The sequence below is a fragment of the Reichenbachiella sp. genome, from assembly GCF_965233835.1.
GTDB lineage: Bacteria > Bacteroidota > Bacteroidia > Cytophagales > Cyclobacteriaceae > Reichenbachiella.
On record NZ_OZ247585.1, the window covers coordinates 233,984 to 249,532 of the forward strand.

The 15,549-nt window shown below is 40.2% G+C and carries 17 protein-coding genes; 8 read left to right on the forward strand and 9 right to left on the reverse strand.

The features are described 5' to 3' along the window. Positions 1-25: 25 nt before the first annotated feature. Together ACO6S2_RS00980 and ACO6S2_RS00985 are read right to left on the reverse strand one after the other, a co-directional pair. The gene (locus ACO6S2_RS00980; protein WP_422360645.1) at positions 26-607 is read right to left on the reverse strand and encodes an RNA polymerase sigma-70 factor; all 582 of its coding nucleotides are present in this window, start codon (positions 605-607) and stop codon (positions 26-28) included. A gap of 8 nt (positions 608-615) precedes the next feature. Further along, positions 616-1,476, reverse strand: a complete 861-nt coding sequence (locus ACO6S2_RS00985; RefSeq protein ID WP_422360646.1) for a UbiA family prenyltransferase — start codon at positions 1,474-1,476, stop codon at positions 616-618. Positions 1,477-1,587: 111 nt separating this feature from the next. Here ACO6S2_RS00985 and ACO6S2_RS00990 point away from each other — a divergent pair, with 111 nt between their 5' ends. Then, complete coding sequence (locus tag ACO6S2_RS00990) at positions 1,588-2,685, forward strand: type III polyketide synthase (protein ID WP_422360647.1); 1,098 nt, start codon at positions 1,588-1,590, stop codon at positions 2,683-2,685. Between the two features lie 4 nt (positions 2,686-2,689). Then, complete coding sequence (locus tag ACO6S2_RS00995; protein WP_422360648.1) at positions 2,690-3,397, forward strand: methyltransferase domain-containing protein; 708 nt, start codon at positions 2,690-2,692, stop codon at positions 3,395-3,397. On the opposite strand, the gene ACO6S2_RS01000 is transcribed toward ACO6S2_RS00995, so the two are convergent. The 7 genes from ACO6S2_RS01000 to ACO6S2_RS01030 form a co-directional block, all read right to left on the reverse strand. Then, positions 3,398-3,979: a nitroreductase family protein gene (locus tag ACO6S2_RS01000; protein ID WP_422360649.1), complete on the reverse strand. Its 582-nt coding sequence runs from the start codon at positions 3,977-3,979 to the stop codon at positions 3,398-3,400. Positions 3,980-3,989: 10 nt separating this feature from the next. Further along, positions 3,990-5,300 (reverse strand): peptidoglycan DD-metalloendopeptidase family protein, encoded by a 1,311-nt coding sequence (locus ACO6S2_RS01005; RefSeq protein ID WP_422360650.1) that lies wholly within the window; start codon positions 5,298-5,300, stop codon positions 3,990-3,992. A gap of 7 nt (positions 5,301-5,307) precedes the next feature. Then, a complete protein-coding gene (locus tag ACO6S2_RS01010) occupies positions 5,308-7,305 on the reverse strand; it encodes a thioredoxin family protein (protein ID WP_422360651.1) in 1,998 nt (665 codons plus the stop codon). A gap of 60 nt (positions 7,306-7,365) precedes the next feature. Further along, complete coding sequence (gene metK / locus ACO6S2_RS01015) at positions 7,366-8,619, reverse strand: methionine adenosyltransferase (protein ID WP_422360652.1); 1,254 nt, start codon at positions 8,617-8,619, stop codon at positions 7,366-7,368. Positions 8,620-8,694: 75 nt separating this feature from the next. Further along, positions 8,695-9,399, reverse strand: coding sequence for an SAM-dependent methyltransferase (locus ACO6S2_RS01020; protein WP_422360653.1), 705 nt, complete (start codon positions 9,397-9,399; stop codon positions 8,695-8,697). Then, positions 9,396-10,157, reverse strand: coding sequence for an alpha/beta fold hydrolase (locus ACO6S2_RS01025; RefSeq protein ID WP_422360654.1), 762 nt, complete (start codon positions 10,155-10,157; stop codon positions 9,396-9,398). The genes ACO6S2_RS01020 and ACO6S2_RS01025 overlap by 4 nt, the downstream gene beginning before the upstream one ends. Next, positions 10,158-10,871 carry a pyridoxine 5'-phosphate synthase gene (locus ACO6S2_RS01030; RefSeq protein WP_422360655.1) on the reverse strand — a complete coding sequence of 238 codons (714 nt, stop codon included), beginning with the start codon at positions 10,869-10,871 and terminating at the stop codon, positions 10,158-10,160. Positions 10,872-10,979: 108 nt separating this feature from the next. Here ACO6S2_RS01030 and ACO6S2_RS01035 point away from each other — a divergent pair, with 108 nt between their 5' ends. The 6 genes from ACO6S2_RS01035 to ACO6S2_RS01060 all read left to right on the forward strand — a co-directional run bounded on the left by ACO6S2_RS01035 (position 10,980) and on the right by ACO6S2_RS01060 (position 15,507). After that, positions 10,980-11,429 carry a GatB/YqeY domain-containing protein gene (locus tag ACO6S2_RS01035; protein WP_422360656.1) on the forward strand — a complete coding sequence of 150 codons (450 nt, stop codon included), beginning with the start codon at positions 10,980-10,982 and terminating at the stop codon, positions 11,427-11,429. 2 nt (positions 11,430-11,431) lie between these two features. Beyond that, positions 11,432-11,971 (forward strand): CvpA family protein, encoded by a 540-nt coding sequence (locus tag ACO6S2_RS01040; RefSeq protein WP_422360657.1) that lies wholly within the window; start codon positions 11,432-11,434, stop codon positions 11,969-11,971. Between the two features lie 54 nt (positions 11,972-12,025). Next, complete coding sequence (locus ACO6S2_RS01045) at positions 12,026-12,796, forward strand: alpha/beta fold hydrolase (protein WP_422360658.1); 771 nt, start codon at positions 12,026-12,028, stop codon at positions 12,794-12,796. Next, positions 12,793-13,458, forward strand: a complete 666-nt coding sequence (locus tag ACO6S2_RS01050; protein ID WP_422360659.1) for a CBS domain-containing protein — start codon at positions 12,793-12,795, stop codon at positions 13,456-13,458. Before ACO6S2_RS01045 ends, ACO6S2_RS01050 begins: the two co-directional genes overlap by 4 nt. Positions 13,459-13,470: 12 nt before the next feature. Then, positions 13,471-14,349: an NAD kinase gene (locus tag ACO6S2_RS01055; protein ID WP_422360660.1), complete on the forward strand. Its 879-nt coding sequence runs from the start codon at positions 13,471-13,473 to the stop codon at positions 14,347-14,349. 84 nt (positions 14,350-14,433) lie between these two features. Then, complete coding sequence (locus ACO6S2_RS01060) at positions 14,434-15,507, forward strand: hypothetical protein (protein ID WP_422360661.1); 1,074 nt, start codon at positions 14,434-14,436, stop codon at positions 15,505-15,507. Positions 15,508-15,549 lie beyond the last annotated feature (42 nt).

The window sequence follows — 15,549 nt, forward strand, 5'->3', positions numbered from 1 at the left end:
CCCAAGTTTTAAAACACGTAAGAATCTATAAAAATAATTCTGGAGCTTTGTCGAACCATTGACTTGCAATCAAAAGACTCCAACCTAAAAATTCAATAAAATAGTGTCTTAGGTCTGTTCTGAAGCTTTTTAGGGCATTAGAAATTTGAGTTTCTACCGTTCGAATAGACACATCTAAGTGTTCGGCTATCTCCGGATTTGTTAAACCCTCAAACCGACTTAATGAAAAAACCAATCTGCATTTCGGGCTCAGTTCTGATACGGCCTGTTCAATAGCCTTTCGCATACCTTCCTGCTCAGTTTGGGTATCGACCAAACCTTCTTCAAATTCCAAAGGGATAAACTCTTCTCCGAGGTGATCTCCTTTTTTAACAACATCCAGTGCTCCGTTCCTAGACATCTGCATAATGTAAGCCTTCGGATTATTAAGCTGATCCAGTTGTTCTCGTTTGTCCCAAAGTTTAAGAAACACATTCTGAACAACGTCTTCTGCAGCATCCTGTCGCTTCAGCACATACATAGCCGTTCGCAGAGCAGCCTCATAAAACTCAAAATATAAGTCTTTGAAGTTTTGGTCCAGATTGTTTTGATCGAGTATGGCAGACATTGCGTCTATTAAAGATTCAAGGCAAAAATCAAGAAAAACAGATTTAACATCAAAGCAGACACCAAGTTTAATCGCATGGTATGTCTGAAATCCGCCATACTAGTATCTCTTCGTACTTTCAAAAACCAATAAAAAAAGTATCCCACTACTGGCGTCATCAAAATGATAAATAATAGACCAATCTGAATCGAATAGGTTTCTTTGAAGTAATAAATAAAACCTAAAGTAGATACAAAAAAGAAAGCACCAGTAAAATAAAATGTACTCAAAATTCCCAGCTTAAGGCTCAAGGTGAAATCTCCTCTCTTTTCATCCTCTCTATGTTGGTAAATTTGAGTCATAGGGTAACTTCCAAGTAGTAACAATGTACTCAATAGGGCAGGAAGTTGCCATTGCCAATCAAATATGTTGAAAGAATTAGAAGAAATTCCGTAAACGGTCATCAACAAGGTGAAATAACCCTGAAAAAAACCAACGGCCAACCAACCTATTATTGGTCGTTTCTTCAATCTTACTGAAGGGTGACTATAGGCTTTGGATGCCAACCCATAAACCAAAAGCATCAGGCTAAACTTCCAATCAATCAGTAACCCGAGTCCAAGCGCCAGCAGGTCCAAGACCAAAGACCAGTGATACAAATTTTTAGTGGCTTCAGGTGGGTGTTCCAATCCACCTATGCTTCCTTCATCCTGGTCAAAATAAGAATTGTAACCGTTACTAGCTGGATATAGCAGAAAGTGGAGAATAAAGAAGACCAAAGAGACCCTAATCCAACCTTCAGGCTGAGCCACAGCTACACCAAAAAGAAATACTGGCAGAAGAAAAAAAGAAAAAGGAAAACGTAAATGTAGAAATGTAGATTTGGTCATTGTAATGCCTTTTCACAACAATTTATTAAATGCTTGTCTAATCTGTTTCTCATTCTACCATTTTAATCTTACGTTCGAATCCCAATTTTTCGCTATTTTCCTGTTTAGAAAATGGGCGCTTACATCACAGCTATAGGAACAGCCAATCCGGCCAATCGCTACTCTCAGGAGGATCTTGCGCAGTTTATGTGCGATCATCTCATCACAGATCCTGCCGAACAAAAAAAAGTCAAGGTACTTTATCGCGCTACTGGAATACAACATAGATATTCCGTGTTAGATGATTACAAAAAAAGTCTGGGGACTTTCAGCTTTTATCCCAATGATAAAACTTTCAACTCATTTCCAAGCACACAAAAGCGAATGAATGTCTATCGGCAAGAAGCGCTACCCTTAGCCATATCTGCTGTCACAGACTGTTTGGGGAATAATCATCCATTCTCTGAATTCACTCACCTGATCACTGTGAGCTGCACAGGCATGTATGCTCCTGGTCTGGATGTCGATCTAATCAAAGCGCTCAATCTGTCTTCGGATATCAGAAGAAACAGTCTCAACTTTATGGGCTGCTATGCCGCAATGAACGCCATCAGTATGTCCAAGGAAATCTGCGACAATAACCCAAACGCAAAAGTTCTTGTGGTTAGCGTGGAGCTGTGCAGTTTGCATTTACAGAGAGAGCAAACGGAAGATAATCTACTTGCCCATTCATTATTTGCTGACGGCGCTGCAGCTATTGTTGTGTCAGGTCAGCATCAGCAGAATGAACAGGCTCTTGAAGTCTTAAATTCAGCCAGTCAACTATTTATAAGTGGCCAAAATGATATGGCCTGGCAGATTGGAAATTTTGGGTTTGAAATGGCATTGACTTCGTACGTACCTAAAATAATAGAAGGCGGAATTAATCAGTTGACAACAGAACTTCTGGCTAAGAATAATTTATCTCTTAGCGACATAGACAGCTATGCTATCCACCCTGGAGGCAAGAAGATTCTGGAAGCGATTGAAAATCAATTAACTATCACCAAAGCACAAAATCACGCTGCTTATGAAGTCCTAAAAAATCACGGCAATATGTCTTCACCAACCGTACTGTTTGTGCTCAAACAAGTTTGGTCCCAACTAAAAGATCAACCCAACAAAAAAATACTGTCCTTTGCTTTTGGACCGGGCCTCACACTTGAAAGCCTATTATTTAAAACCATCTAGGGGTATGTTAGATTTTCTCAAGCGCCGTTCAGACAAAGAAGAAATCATGGATGATTTTCTCTGTCAGGGAGAAGTCGTTGATCAAACGTTGAAAGAGCTTAACCAAATCAACACCTATTTAGGAGGAGATCAGCTTTCGCTGAACGGTGTGAAAAAATTGATTCAAAAATCACCTCAGCAGGCATTCGAAATTGTTGATCTCGGCTGCGGGGGAGGAGATACGTTAAAGTTGTTCTCCAAATGGGGCAAAAAACAAAATCAAGACTTGAAACTGAGAGGCATTGATGCCAATGAATACATTGTCGAATACGCCAAAAGAAACTGTGAAAAATTTCCTAATGTTTCGTTTAATTCAGAAGACATTCTCGGGGATAAATTTAAAGGATTCGAATTTGACATAGCTCATGCCAGTCTATTTCTGCATCATTTTCAAGAAGACGAAATTGTCTCAATGCTTAGACAGCTCACATCTCAAGTACGAGTAGGCATTGTGATCAACGACTTGCACCGTCATTGGGTATCATATCTGTTCACCAAGTACCTCATCACCAGCTGGTCTAAATCTGAAATGGTAAAATACGACTCAGTGTTGTCCGTAGAACGTTCGTTCAAACGAGAAGAACTAGAAAGGTATTTGAAAATGGCAGGTATAAAAAACTATACCCTCCGCTGGCGGTGGGCTTATCGCTGGGAGCTTATTATTTGGAAGTAGTTATTTCTTCACCCACTTCACCTTTTTGTCAATAGACTTTCTTTTGCCTTTTGGCCACTTGGCTTTTTTCGGCATACCGATGTATAAAAATCCCATTAACAAATCCTTTTCACCTAAGTCGAAAAAGGAGTTGGCATCCTTATCATAGGTCACGCCTCCCGTGCTCCAGTAGCAACCCACACCGTGTGCAGTGGCAGTCAAATGCATGTTTTGTACAGCAGCAGCCACTGCCGCTATTTCCTCCATTTTCGGTATGGACTTGTTTCTCTTCATACCAATGGAAATGATATGCGAGCACATCAACGGTTTGGACTTCAGTTTTTTGATTTTATCCTTGTCTGGCTTCTTTCCCGCTGACTTGAGATACAATTCAGCCTGAAAATTGGCAAAAGCCTCAATGCCCTCCTCGCAGAAAACAGTAAACCTCCACGGTTCCGTCATTTTATGGGTGGGTGCCCAATTGGCATTTTCTAACATTTCTGCTATTACCTCATCAGAAACTCTTTCTCCTGAATAATTTTTAGGGAAAATTGATCGGCGATTCCTTATCAGATCCGAAACTTGAGATATATCGTACGACATGGGCAAATTATTAAGGGGCTACGCTGGCATATACTACGCTATCAGCAACTTGCTCTGGAACTGGTAGATACATTTGATCCAACCGCTGTTGCCATACTAGCCTTACTGAGTCAAAGGTAGCCATATTTTTAGGCAATATCGGCTCTGATGGTGGCAAGTCCACTTTGAGTGCATCCACCTGCACTCCATTTTTCCAGAATCTGTAGCAAAGATGAGGTCCACTTGCCAGCCCGGTAGATCCTACAAACCCAATGGTTTGACCTCGTTTCACTTTTTTACCATTTCTGATGCCGCTGGCAATCTTTGACATGTGTAGATATTGTGTGGCGATATTTCCGTTGTGCTGGATTTTCACAAAGTTACCATTGAAGCGATTGTACTTGGCGGCAATGATTTTGCCATCAGCTACTGCTCTAATTGGTGTACCAACAGGTGCGGCATAATCCGTGCCCAGGTGGGCTTTATATCGCTTTTGTACAGGGTGGTACCTTCTTCCAGTATATCTGGAACTGATTCTTGTGAAGCTCAATGGAGCTTTTAAAAACTCTCTTCTTAGACTTTGACCATTCTCATCAAAGTAGTCTATCCCTATGCTGTCTTGTTCGAATTGAAAACCGTAATAGGCATCTCCAATATGCTCGAAGTACGCCGCTTTGATATCTCCAATACCAACCAACTCTTCATCTACATACTGCTCTTCATAGATCAATTTATAATTGTCCCCTTTTTGAATACCAAAGAAATCTACTTGCCAGGCAAAAACATCTACTAGCTTGTTGACCAAATCTGCATTTCCTCCTGACTCTAGCATATCAACATATAAGGAGGTATTTATTTCTCCTACCATTTCCGTTTCTTTCAGTTCAATCTGTTTGCTCGCCTGATACATCTGCACCGAGTCCTGAAAATCAATGACTACATAATCTACTGGGTTGGGTCTATAAATAAAGTGTGTGGCCTCTTTTATGCTATCCCCTTTATACAGCATAGAATAAGGCTTGCCAGATACAAATTTTCTGACGTCGAAAACCTTCTTGGAGTCTTTGGCCACCTTATGAATTTTTTCATAAGGCACGTTATAGGGTTTGAGAATATCTGCCAAATTTTGGTTTCGCCTGATTTTTCCCTCCTCTACTTGAAGAGAATCAACCACTATACCGAAATACTTTTTAGGAATATAAGCCTGCACCGTATCCTCAACTGGTACTTCAACTAATTCAACCTCAGGAATGGGCTGATATAAAAAGGCGAAATAAATAGTAGCGGGTACAATCCCCGCCAGCAACAACACACTCCAACCCCACTTCTTCAAAAATTGCATATTATTCTTACTGTCTTTTCTCAAATTCGGCTTTGGCTTCATCCAAAAACGCCACAAAATTAGCAATTTCTAAGTCATAAGCCTTAATTGGAGGAATTAGCTCTCCATTGGTATCAAGGATCACGTAGTAAGGTTGTGCATTATTATTGAATTGGGTAATCTGAAAATCAGCGTTTTGCTTACCAATAGATTTTTTGATTTTGCCGTCGTATGTGGATTTGTACCAAGCAGATTCTGGTAGTTCAGTTTTGTCATCTACGTACAGGGCTACAACCACAAAATCTTCTTTCAATCTTTTCAACACCTGAGGATCTGACCATACACGAGCTTCCATTTCTCGACAGTTCACACAGCCGTGACCCGTAAAATCTATGAACAGCGGCTTGTTTTGTTCTTTGGCACAAGCCAATGCCTGGTCGTAGTCAAAATATCCCTGAATACCATGTGGCAAATGCAAGAAGTCCGCATACTTGGAAGCTTCACAAATAGTGCTTTCTTCAGTCCCAGAAGCATTACTAGACATGGTCAAATCAAAATCCAATGTAGTTTGTGGTGGCAAATAACCTGAAAGCGCTTTCAGTGGTGCCCCAAACATTCCTGGAATCAGATACACGACAAACGAAAAAGTGATGATGGCTAGCATCAAACCACCCACCGAAGTTTTTTCAGTCTTGCTATCATTGGGCAGTTCGATTTTACCTAAAAGGTAAAAACCCATCAACGTGAAAATCACAATCCAAATGGCCAGATAAATTTCTCTATCAAGGATATTCCAGTGATATGCCTGATCGGCAATGCTTAAAAATTTAAAGGCAAAAGCCAATTCCAAAAAGCCAAGTACCACCTTTACACTGTTGAGCCAGCCACCAGATTTTGGCATATTGTTCATCAAGCTAGGGAACAATGCAAATACTGTGAAGGGCAAAGCAAAAGCCATCGAAAAGGCAAACATGCCGAGGATCGGCTTCAAGATAAGGCCTCCAGCAGACTCCACGAGAATGGTCCCGACGAGTGGTCCGGTGCAAGAAAATGAAACTAACACTAGAGTAAAAGCCATAAAGAAGACTCCAATCCAACCACCTTTGTCAGCTTGCTTGTCCACGTTGTTCACAAACTTGCTAGGTAGCGTGATTTCAAACAGTCCCAAAAAGGAAAGTGCGAAAATGACGAATACGGCAAAGAAAATGACATTAGGCACCCAGTTGGTCGCCAGTTCGTTGGCTGTCTCTGGGCCCATGAATGGTGCTAACAATGAACCAATCAATGTATAAATAATGATGATAGACAAACCATACAACACGCCCAATCCTTTTTTCTTTCCAGTGAAAAAGCTCACCGTCATAGGTATCATTGGAAACACACAGGGTGTAAATATGGCAGCCACACCCGCCAGAAATGCCGCAATCATAAATGCCCATAGGCTATAAGGATCGCTCACATCTCGCTGATCCAATACATCCTCTTTTTTTACTTCTACCTGAGAGGATTGACTTGACTCTTTAAGCTCTGGTTTTTCATTAGATTCAGAATTATTCGCATTTGGTCCAATCAATTCTCCGAAACTAAAATCATCTTCAAATGGAATGCATTTGCCATCCACATCGGTACATACTTGATAGGCGTATGAACCTTTGATTTCTGGGGTTTCTTCGAGAAGTTTTACGCTCAGCATGAATTTAGCAGTGTGGCGAAAATAGGTGTACTCACCTTCCCACAATTCATCGTACTTTTTCTTTGCACCTATCGGTGCCAACGAATCTACAATTTCATAACTCGAATGAGGTATAAATTCGAACTCAGTGACCATAGGACCAAGGTCGGGGTCAAAGTCTGTAGAATACAGGTACCAGTCATCGTCGATCTTAACATTGAAGATCAAATCTACTTGGTCACCTACTTGTGCAGCAGGGTTAGAAACTTCGATCGACCAAGTAGCTGGTTTTAAGATTTGTGCCCAGGACTGGACACTCAGGAGTATAAAAAAAATTGCGATTACCTTTTTCATTCTTATCAATTATAAGTCAAATGTAGTAATCGCAATTTATAGCAAAAAAGTTCGGAAAAATTATAATCCGAATGACTGCTTCACTTGATCGACATAGTCTAATTTTTCCCAAGTGAAGGTTTCAACTTCTTGTGTCACGTCTTCAGCCGCTGGGCTAGAGAATGTCACTTTTTTGATTTCCGGCGTACGTCCCATGTGACCATAGGCAGCCGTTTCCGAATAGATTGGATTCATCAACTTCAGTCGCTTGATCAAAGCAGCTGGTCGCATATCAAAAATCTCAGAGATTTTGTTGGCGATCTCACCGTCGTTCAAATCGACCTTAGCAGATCCATAAGTATTTACGAAAATACCCATTGGCTCAGCTACCCCGATCGCATAAGAAACTTGTACAAGAATTTCATCAGCCACACCAGCAGCTACCAAGTTCTTCGCGATGTGTCTGGTAGCATAGGCAGCTGATCTATCTACTTTCGAAGGATCCTTACCAGAAAACGCTCCACCACCGTGAGCTCCTTTTCCACCGTAAGTATCTACGATAATTTTTCTTCCTGTCAATCCTGTATCGCCATGTGGTCCTCCGATCACAAATTTTCCAGTAGGATTGATGTGGTATTTGATTTGGTCGTTAAAAAGTGCCTGAATTTCTGGCTTTAGTTTCGCCACCACTCTTGGTACCAAAATCTTTACGATATCTTCTTTGATTTTAGTCAGCATTGCAGACTCTTCATCGAAGTCATCGTGTTGAGTTGATACTACAATCGCATCTATTCTAACCGGCTTATTGTTGTCATCATACTCAATAGTCACCTGAGACTTGGCATCCGGTCTCAAATATTTGATAGCGTCATCTTCTCTTCTCAAAGCTGCCAATTCGATCAACAGCATGTGAGACAGCTGCAAAGCCAAAGGCATGTAGTTTTCCGTTTCGTTAGTTGCATAACCAAACATCATTCCCTGATCACCTGCACCCTGCTCCTCTTCGCTCGCTCTTTCTACGCCCTGGTTGATGTCTGGAGACTGCTCATGAATCGCAGAGATCACACCACAAGAATTGCCATCGAATTGATATTCGCCTTTAGTGTAACCAATTCTATTGATCACCTGTCGGGCTACAGTTTGAACATCAATATAAGATTCAGTTTTCACCTCACCACTCAATACAGTCAAACCCGTAGTCACCAAGGTCTCACAGGCCACTTTAGACTGATTGTCGAATGCAAGAAAATGGTCTAAAAGAGCATCTGAAATTTGATCTGCTACTTTATCTGGGTGTCCTTCGGAAACGGATTCCGATGTAAATAAATATGGCATATTCTATATGGTTTCTAATTTTAAGTCGGCAAATTTAGGTTAAATGATTTGTTTCTAAAAACAAGTCCAATTTCTTCATGCATAGAGCGAAAAAATAGTTGGTGTTTTGTGGAGATTAATTTTTTCTCTTTTCCAGTCACCAATAGATTTGGTTGCAATATATTCTTCATCTCCAGTAATGCCTTTCGCAACAGAAAGCAGTGTATTCGAGTGACAAGTTTTGAGGAGATGTTCGAATAATTTTTGATTGCGATAAGGTGTGTCCATGAAAATTTGCGTCTGCCTCAATCGAACAGCAGTGTCTTCCATGTTCTTAATCTTCTTCTCTCTATCCTTTTTGTCAATAGGCACATAGCCATGAAAAACGAAAGACTGCCCGTTAAAACCAGAGCCCATTAGCGCCATAAAAATTGACGACGGGCCACTAAGCGGGACCACTTTGAGTCCTTTCCTATGTGCCACTGAAGCAGCCACTCCTCCAGGATCAGCAATGCCTGGACATCCGGATTCAGAGAGTACACCTATATTTTTTTCACCAGCTTTCGCAAAATATGCTTCCACTTGCTCGGATTTCGTTTTGCGGTCGAGCACATCAAATTCTAATTCCTCAATAGTCAATCCCAAACGCAGTTTGCTGATGTACCTACGAGCAGTCCTTACATTTTCTACTAGAAAATAATCCAGTGATTTGATGACATGTTTTACCTGATCACTGATCACATTCCGCTCAGTGTCGTCAGCAATCACCATAGGGATCATATAGATTTTTCTTTCACTCATGCCAGAAAGTTAGTCACAAGTTCATAGAATTTATCTGGGTCTTCTGCATGAAGCCAATGACCTGTGTTATAGATAGTCTCCAGCTTTGCATTTGGGAAAATTTCTTCGATCTTCTCCCAATCCTCATCACTAATATAATCTGAACTTCCACCTCGTAAGAATAAGGTTTTCGTTTCTATAGGAAGGTGATAATTAAGTTCTTTTCCCACCCCTGATATTTTATCACAAAGAATCGGCAAGTTCATTTTCCAATCGAAACCGTCCGACGTTCTTTTGAGGTTTTTCAAAAGGAAAACTCTGGTGCTTTCGACGTCCACATATTTAGATAGCACATCATCAGCCTCCTGACGAGACTCCAATTTATTAACCGGTATAGCTTTAAGTCCCTCTAAAATTCTATCATGATGTACTGGGTAGCTCTTTGGACCAATATCAGCAACAATCAACTTGCCGATCTTTTGTGGGTGAAAAGCAGCATATTGCATGACTGTTTTTCCACCCATCGAGTGGCCAAGCAGAATCGGATTATCTAACTCAAGCTCTTCGATCAGGTTTTCCAAATCTGCCACCATCTCCTCGTACCCAAACTCATCAGAGTGAAAAGACTTTCCATGATTTCTTTGATCGACTAAGATCACATCATAATGTTCTGAGAATCTTTTGCCCAGGGTTAGCCAATTGTCCAGCGAACCTAAAAAACCATGAAGAATAATTAAAGGTTGGCCTTGCCCAAACCTCTTATAGTTCAATAATTCCATTTATTCCAATTCCCTTCTGTATAGTTCAATTGTATTCTCTAACCCATAGTACAAAGCATCACAAACCAGCGCATGACCAATAGATACTTCATCCATAAAAGGGATTTGCTCTTTAAGAAACTTAAGATTCACCAAATCCAAATCATGTCCAGCATTAACACCAAGCCCCAAATCTTTGGCCAATCGCGCGGTATTGGCATATGGTCTAACGGCCATCTCCCTATCTTTCAAGTAACCTGTAGCAAGGGATTCTGTATAAAGCTCGATTCTATCTGTACCTACCTTGGCTGCTCCTTCAATTCGCTCAGCGATAGGGTCAATAAAGATAGAAGTTCGAACACCGGCAGCTTTGATTCTTTGTATCACATCTTCCAAAAACTCTGCATGTGAGATCGTATCCCAGCCAGCATTAGAAGTTAATACATCAGGAGGGTCAGGCACTAATGTGGCTTGAGCTGGCTTAACTTCTTCAATTATTTTCAAAAACCGTTCATCAGGGTATCCCTCAATATTGAACTCAGAGGTGACAACCTCACTCAATTGATAAACATCTTCTGTAGTAATGTGCCTTTGGTCAGGTCTTGGATGAATGGTGATCCCCTGTGCTCCAAATTTTTCGCAGTCTTTGGCCACTTTCACCAAATCAGGATTGTTACCACCACGTGCATTTCTGATGGTGGCAAATTTATTTACGTTTACACTCAGTTTTGTCATACTAGATATACGAGCCTTTTGTATCTTAGGCGACGAATTGGGTTAGAATTCTTTCTGATTAAATTTGCCGCAAAAATAATCAAATCATCGATTAAGAAAACCAGAGTTATGAGCTTGAAAGATCAAATAAACGCAGATATAAAAGCTGCCATGTTGGCTAAAGAAAAGGAAAAATTAACCGCTTTACGGGCCATAAAATCTATGATTTTATTGGCTGAAACAGAAAAAGGAGCTAGTGAAGATATATCTGAAGATGCAGAAATGAAGCTGCTCATGAAAGCTGCCAAACAGCGAAAAGATTCTGTTGATCTATTCAGAGAGCAAGGCAGAGATGATCTGGCAGACAAAGAACAGGGAGAATTAGACATCATTAGCCAATATCTCCCGAAGCAACTGAACGAAGATGAATTGAAGGCTGAATTACAAAAAGTAATCGATCAAGTAGGCGCATCCGGGCCACAGGACATGGGCAAAGTGATGGGCATGGCTACCAAAGCCTTAGCTGGTAGAGCAGATGGAAAAACAATCTCTACGATGGTCAAAACACTGCTGACATAAGTGTGAATACGATAGACATTGTCATCTTGATTTTTCTCTTGATTGGTGCCTACACCGGCTTCCGTAGAGGAATGTTGATGGAAATCATTTCGCTAGTTGCATTTTTTGCCGCTATCCTTGCTGGAATCAAGCTATTGGACTGGGGTATTTCCATCCTTTCAGAGTATATCGAAGGGTATGATTCTTTGCTCCCCATCATCGCTTTTACTGTCATCTTCATTGGTATTATTGTATTGCTGAATGTGATTGGAAAAACTGTCAAGAAGATTCTCGATATGACACTGCTCGGGAGCTTGGATGACATTGTAGGTAGTCTTATGGGCATTGTAAAATGGGCTTTATTTATCAGCATATTCATTTGGATATTTGAGTCTTTCGGAGGAAAAATCAGCGGACCTACTAGTGAAGGAAGTATGCTCTATGGGCCAGTGGCCTCTTTTGCCCCTGCAATGTTCAATCTGTTCTCAGGACTATTTCCGTACTTCATGGACTTTTTCGAACAATCGAAAGAATTGGTAAATCAGCAGGAACTTAACGTTTGATTCATTAGAAATTAATATATTATACCTATTATTAGCAATAACTATAATCACAGAATGCTAGAAGTACCCAATATCATAGAAGAAGGAAAATTTAAATACATCGAGGAGGGAGAAGGAAAAGTCATGCTCTTATTACATGGCTTGTTCGGTGCACTCAGCAATTGGGAAGCTGTAGTCAATAAATTTTCCGGACAATTTAAGGTAGTGATTCCAATGCTTCCTATCTACGATATGCCGGTTCGCGAAACTGGCTTAACTAAGTTGACCGAATTTGTGGAATCTTTTATTGACCATAAAGGTTATAACAACTTCGATGTAATGGGGAACTCATTGGGTGGGCATGTAGCACTGATGTATATTCTAAAACACCCCGAAAAAGTAGATAGAATGATATTGACTGGGAGCTCAGGACTTTTTGAAAATTCTATGGGCGGTTCGTATCCAAAAAGGGGCAACTATTCGTATATAGAGGAACGAGTGAGGTATACATTTTATGATCCCAATACCGCCACTAAGGAATACATTGATGAAATTTTTGAAACAACAAATGATATTCCAAAGTGCATGAGGATCATTCAAATGGCAAAATCAGCTCAACGAAACAACTTGGCAGACGAATTGCACAAAATAGAAAATGAAACCCTACTTATTTGGGGGCTTAACGATACAATTACTCCTCCAAGTGTAGGTCATGACTTTAACCGCCTTATAAAAAACTCCACCTTACGTTTCATTGATGAATGCTGCCATGCACCTATGATGGAGCAGCCAGAAAAATACAATGAAATTTTGGATGAATTTTTAAATCAAACGGTACCAGCATGAGAGCAAAAGATCTAATTAATTACACTATCCCACCTCTTAAGCCCTCTGACAACATAGATAAGGCACAATCATGGATGAGTGAGTTTCATGTACACGAACTTCCAATAGTGGATAACCGTAATTTTTTAGGCTTTTTTAATGAAAACCTTCTATTCGATCATTTTACCGGAGCAGAAAAAATAGAAGATTATCAATTCATGGGTACAGGGCTTTTTGTAGATCAGAATGAGCACTATTACGAGTTGTTGAAAAAAGCATATGAAGCTAGCTCGAATTTGGTGGCTGTGCTTGATGAAAACAAGAAATACCTAGGAACAGTAACCATTCAAGATGTGGTAGAGGCTTTTTCTAAAATGTCTTCTATCAACAGCCCGGGGACGATCATTGTAATTTCAATGGTTCAGACTGACTATTCAATGACCGAGTTAAGTAGAATCATTGAATCTGAAGGTGGAAAAATATTAAGCAGTTTTATTGAAAACAATGAGCAACAACCTGGTAAAATCAGAGTCACTATCAAATTGAACCTTGAAAATGCTTCGACTATTATATCTTCACTAGAAAGATTCGGGTATACAATAAGTTCCATCTTTGGAAAAGGAGATGAGGAATTGATCGAAAAAGAACGATTGGATACCCTTCTCCGATACCTCAAAGTCTAAATTCATTAACACATGAGAATCGCGCTGCATGGAAGAAAGTTCTCCAAAGAATCCTTCCCGTATGTTAAAACCATTGCAAAAAAGTTAATAGACAATGGGCACGAGATATTTATCACGGATGTTTGTGCTAAAGAAAACAAATCAGAAGCCAAGGCTTATTTAGAATCCTACCCACAAATTAATATTCTTGAAAACCTAGAGCCAATAGATTTCTTTTTCAGCCTTGGAGGAGATGGAACCTTACTAGAAACTGTCTCTTTGGTAGGTGCACTACAGATTCCAATACTAGGAATAAACTTAGGAACCATGGGCTTTTTAGCGACCACTGCAAAAAGTGAAATTGAATCTGCCTTGAATCTATTTTTTGATGGACAATATGAGCTTGAAGACAGAACCCTATTACACCTCAACAGTAATACCGAGCTGTTTGAAGGACAGAAATTTGCATTAAATGAGGTAGCCATATTAAAAAGAGATACCTCATCAATGATCATAGTGAGGTGTTTCATAGACGGCGAGTTTGTCAATACCTACTGGGCGGATGGGCTTATGGTTTCTACGCCAACTGGGTCTACAGGTTATTCTTTGAGCTGCGGAGGCCCTTTGGTGCTTTCCCAATCCGAAAGCTTTATTATTACCCCAGTAAGCCCACATAATTTAAATGTCCGACCACTAGTTGTTTCAGACAAAAGCGAGATATCATTTGAAATTGAAGGAAAAGGCCGCTCCTTTCTCATCTCATTAGATTCGAGGTCTTACACGGTAAATAGCACTGTTAAGATCTCAATGACAAAGGCAGCTTTTACAGCAAAACTCATTAAAATTTCAGGCTCCAATTTCTTTGATACCCTAAGGAATAAGTTAAATTGGGGACAGGACGTTAGGAATTAGAAGTTAAAAACAATAATTTTAGCGTTTATAATAAGTTGCGCCTAATTATATAATAAAAGATTTTTGGTCGTTTGATTATTGGAAATGCGTAAAAATTTACTAATCTCATTCACATTGCTGCTCTTAGCAATTTGCGTCACTGATTCATTTGGTCAGAAGAGACGTTACGGCTATAGCAAAAGCAGAAACAAAAAATACTCAAACTATAGCGGGGGTAGAACCAGCTATCGTGGTGTAGGAAATACAAACTACTGGACAGTAGGCGCAAGCATCAACGTCCTTAATTATTATGGGGATCTATCCCCAGAAGTGAAACGATTCAGCACAAACTATGGAGAAACCAAATTCGGATTTGGGATCACAGGTTCAAGAATGATATATCCTGGCATATTCCTTCGTGCTGGATATAATTTTGGAACTATCGAAGGAGATGATTTCGCCAATGGAGATGAGAGTTCAGAAGACGCAAGCAAATACGGGCGCTATCTCCGAAATTTACATTTCAAAAACAATATACATGAATTGTCTGTTGGTTTTGAAGCAGATATGATACCAAATAATGGCGGGGTTCGAGGAAGATTTCCAATCAATCCTTACATGTTTGTCGGAGTGGCTGTAATTGCACATAATCCAAAAGCAAAGGCTCCTGAATTTGATCAAGCAGGCAATCCAGTGGCTGAAGCTGGTGAATGGGTTGACTTGAGGGATTTAGGAACTGAGGGGCAAAACATAGATAGTATAGGCGCAGATCCATACGGTAAATTTGCCTTTGTTATTCCCGTTGGACTAGGAGTAAAAGTTAAACTTCACCACAACTTTGATCTGAACTTTGAAATTGGATTTAGAAAAACATTTACCGATTACTTGGATGACGTAAGTAGTGGTTATGTGGATTTAGCAACCTTTGGGGACGACAATTTGGCTCGTGCAATGTCCGAAAGAGGCGCTGAAACAACACATGTGCTCTCTGGCGCTACTCGTCCTTTAAACCCTGAGGACATAGGAACTACAGGTCCATACACACATGGCTCTGGCTATGACACAAGAACTGATCATTCAAGAGGGGGTCCAGGCCAAGACGACTTCTACATTACGACTCAAATACGCCTTGTATACATCTTTGATCAAAAAGGAGCAACGAGAGGCAAATTCAGATAAGTACATATTTGTTAGAAAAATATTTTCATACTACCCTTAAAA

What these genes read in the sequence shown, in the direction of transcription:
- ACO6S2_RS00980 (WP_422360645.1), bottom strand. Translation starts at nt 607, where the DNA reads ATGTCTGCCATACTCGATCAAAACAATCTGGACCAAAACTTCAAAGAC.
- ACO6S2_RS00985 (WP_422360646.1), bottom strand. Translation starts at nt 1,476, where the DNA reads ATGACCAAATCTACATTTCTACATTTACGTTTTCCTTTTTCTTTTTTT.
- ACO6S2_RS00990 (WP_422360647.1), top strand. Translation starts at nt 1,588, where the DNA reads ATGGGCGCTTACATCACAGCTATAGGAACAGCCAATCCGGCCAATCGC.
- ACO6S2_RS00995 (WP_422360648.1), top strand. Translation starts at nt 2,690, where the DNA reads ATGTTAGATTTTCTCAAGCGCCGTTCAGACAAAGAAGAAATCATGGAT.
- ACO6S2_RS01000 (WP_422360649.1), bottom strand. Translation starts at nt 3,979, where the DNA reads ATGTCGTACGATATATCTCAAGTTTCGGATCTGATAAGGAATCGCCGA.
- ACO6S2_RS01005 (WP_422360650.1), bottom strand. Translation starts at nt 5,300, where the DNA reads ATGCAATTTTTGAAGAAGTGGGGTTGGAGTGTGTTGTTGCTGGCGGGG.
- ACO6S2_RS01010 (WP_422360651.1), bottom strand. Translation starts at nt 7,305, where the DNA reads ATGAAAAAGGTAATCGCAATTTTTTTTATACTCCTGAGTGTCCAGTCC.
- metK (WP_422360652.1), bottom strand. Translation starts at nt 8,619, where the DNA reads ATGCCATATTTATTTACATCGGAATCCGTTTCCGAAGGACACCCAGAT.
- ACO6S2_RS01020 (WP_422360653.1), bottom strand. Translation starts at nt 9,399, where the DNA reads ATGAGTGAAAGAAAAATCTATATGATCCCTATGGTGATTGCTGACGAC.
- ACO6S2_RS01025 (WP_422360654.1), bottom strand. Translation starts at nt 10,157, where the DNA reads ATGGAATTATTGAACTATAAGAGGTTTGGGCAAGGCCAACCTTTAATT.
- ACO6S2_RS01030 (WP_422360655.1), bottom strand. Translation starts at nt 10,871, where the DNA reads ATGACAAAACTGAGTGTAAACGTAAATAAATTTGCCACCATCAGAAAT.
- ACO6S2_RS01035 (WP_422360656.1), top strand. Translation starts at nt 10,980, where the DNA reads ATGAGCTTGAAAGATCAAATAAACGCAGATATAAAAGCTGCCATGTTG.
- ACO6S2_RS01045 (WP_422360658.1), top strand. Translation starts at nt 12,026, where the DNA reads ATGCTAGAAGTACCCAATATCATAGAAGAAGGAAAATTTAAATACATC.
- ACO6S2_RS01050 (WP_422360659.1), top strand. Translation starts at nt 12,793, where the DNA reads ATGAGAGCAAAAGATCTAATTAATTACACTATCCCACCTCTTAAGCCC.
- ACO6S2_RS01055 (WP_422360660.1), top strand. Translation starts at nt 13,471, where the DNA reads ATGAGAATCGCGCTGCATGGAAGAAAGTTCTCCAAAGAATCCTTCCCG.
- ACO6S2_RS01060 (WP_422360661.1), top strand. Translation starts at nt 14,434, where the DNA reads ATGCGTAAAAATTTACTAATCTCATTCACATTGCTGCTCTTAGCAATT.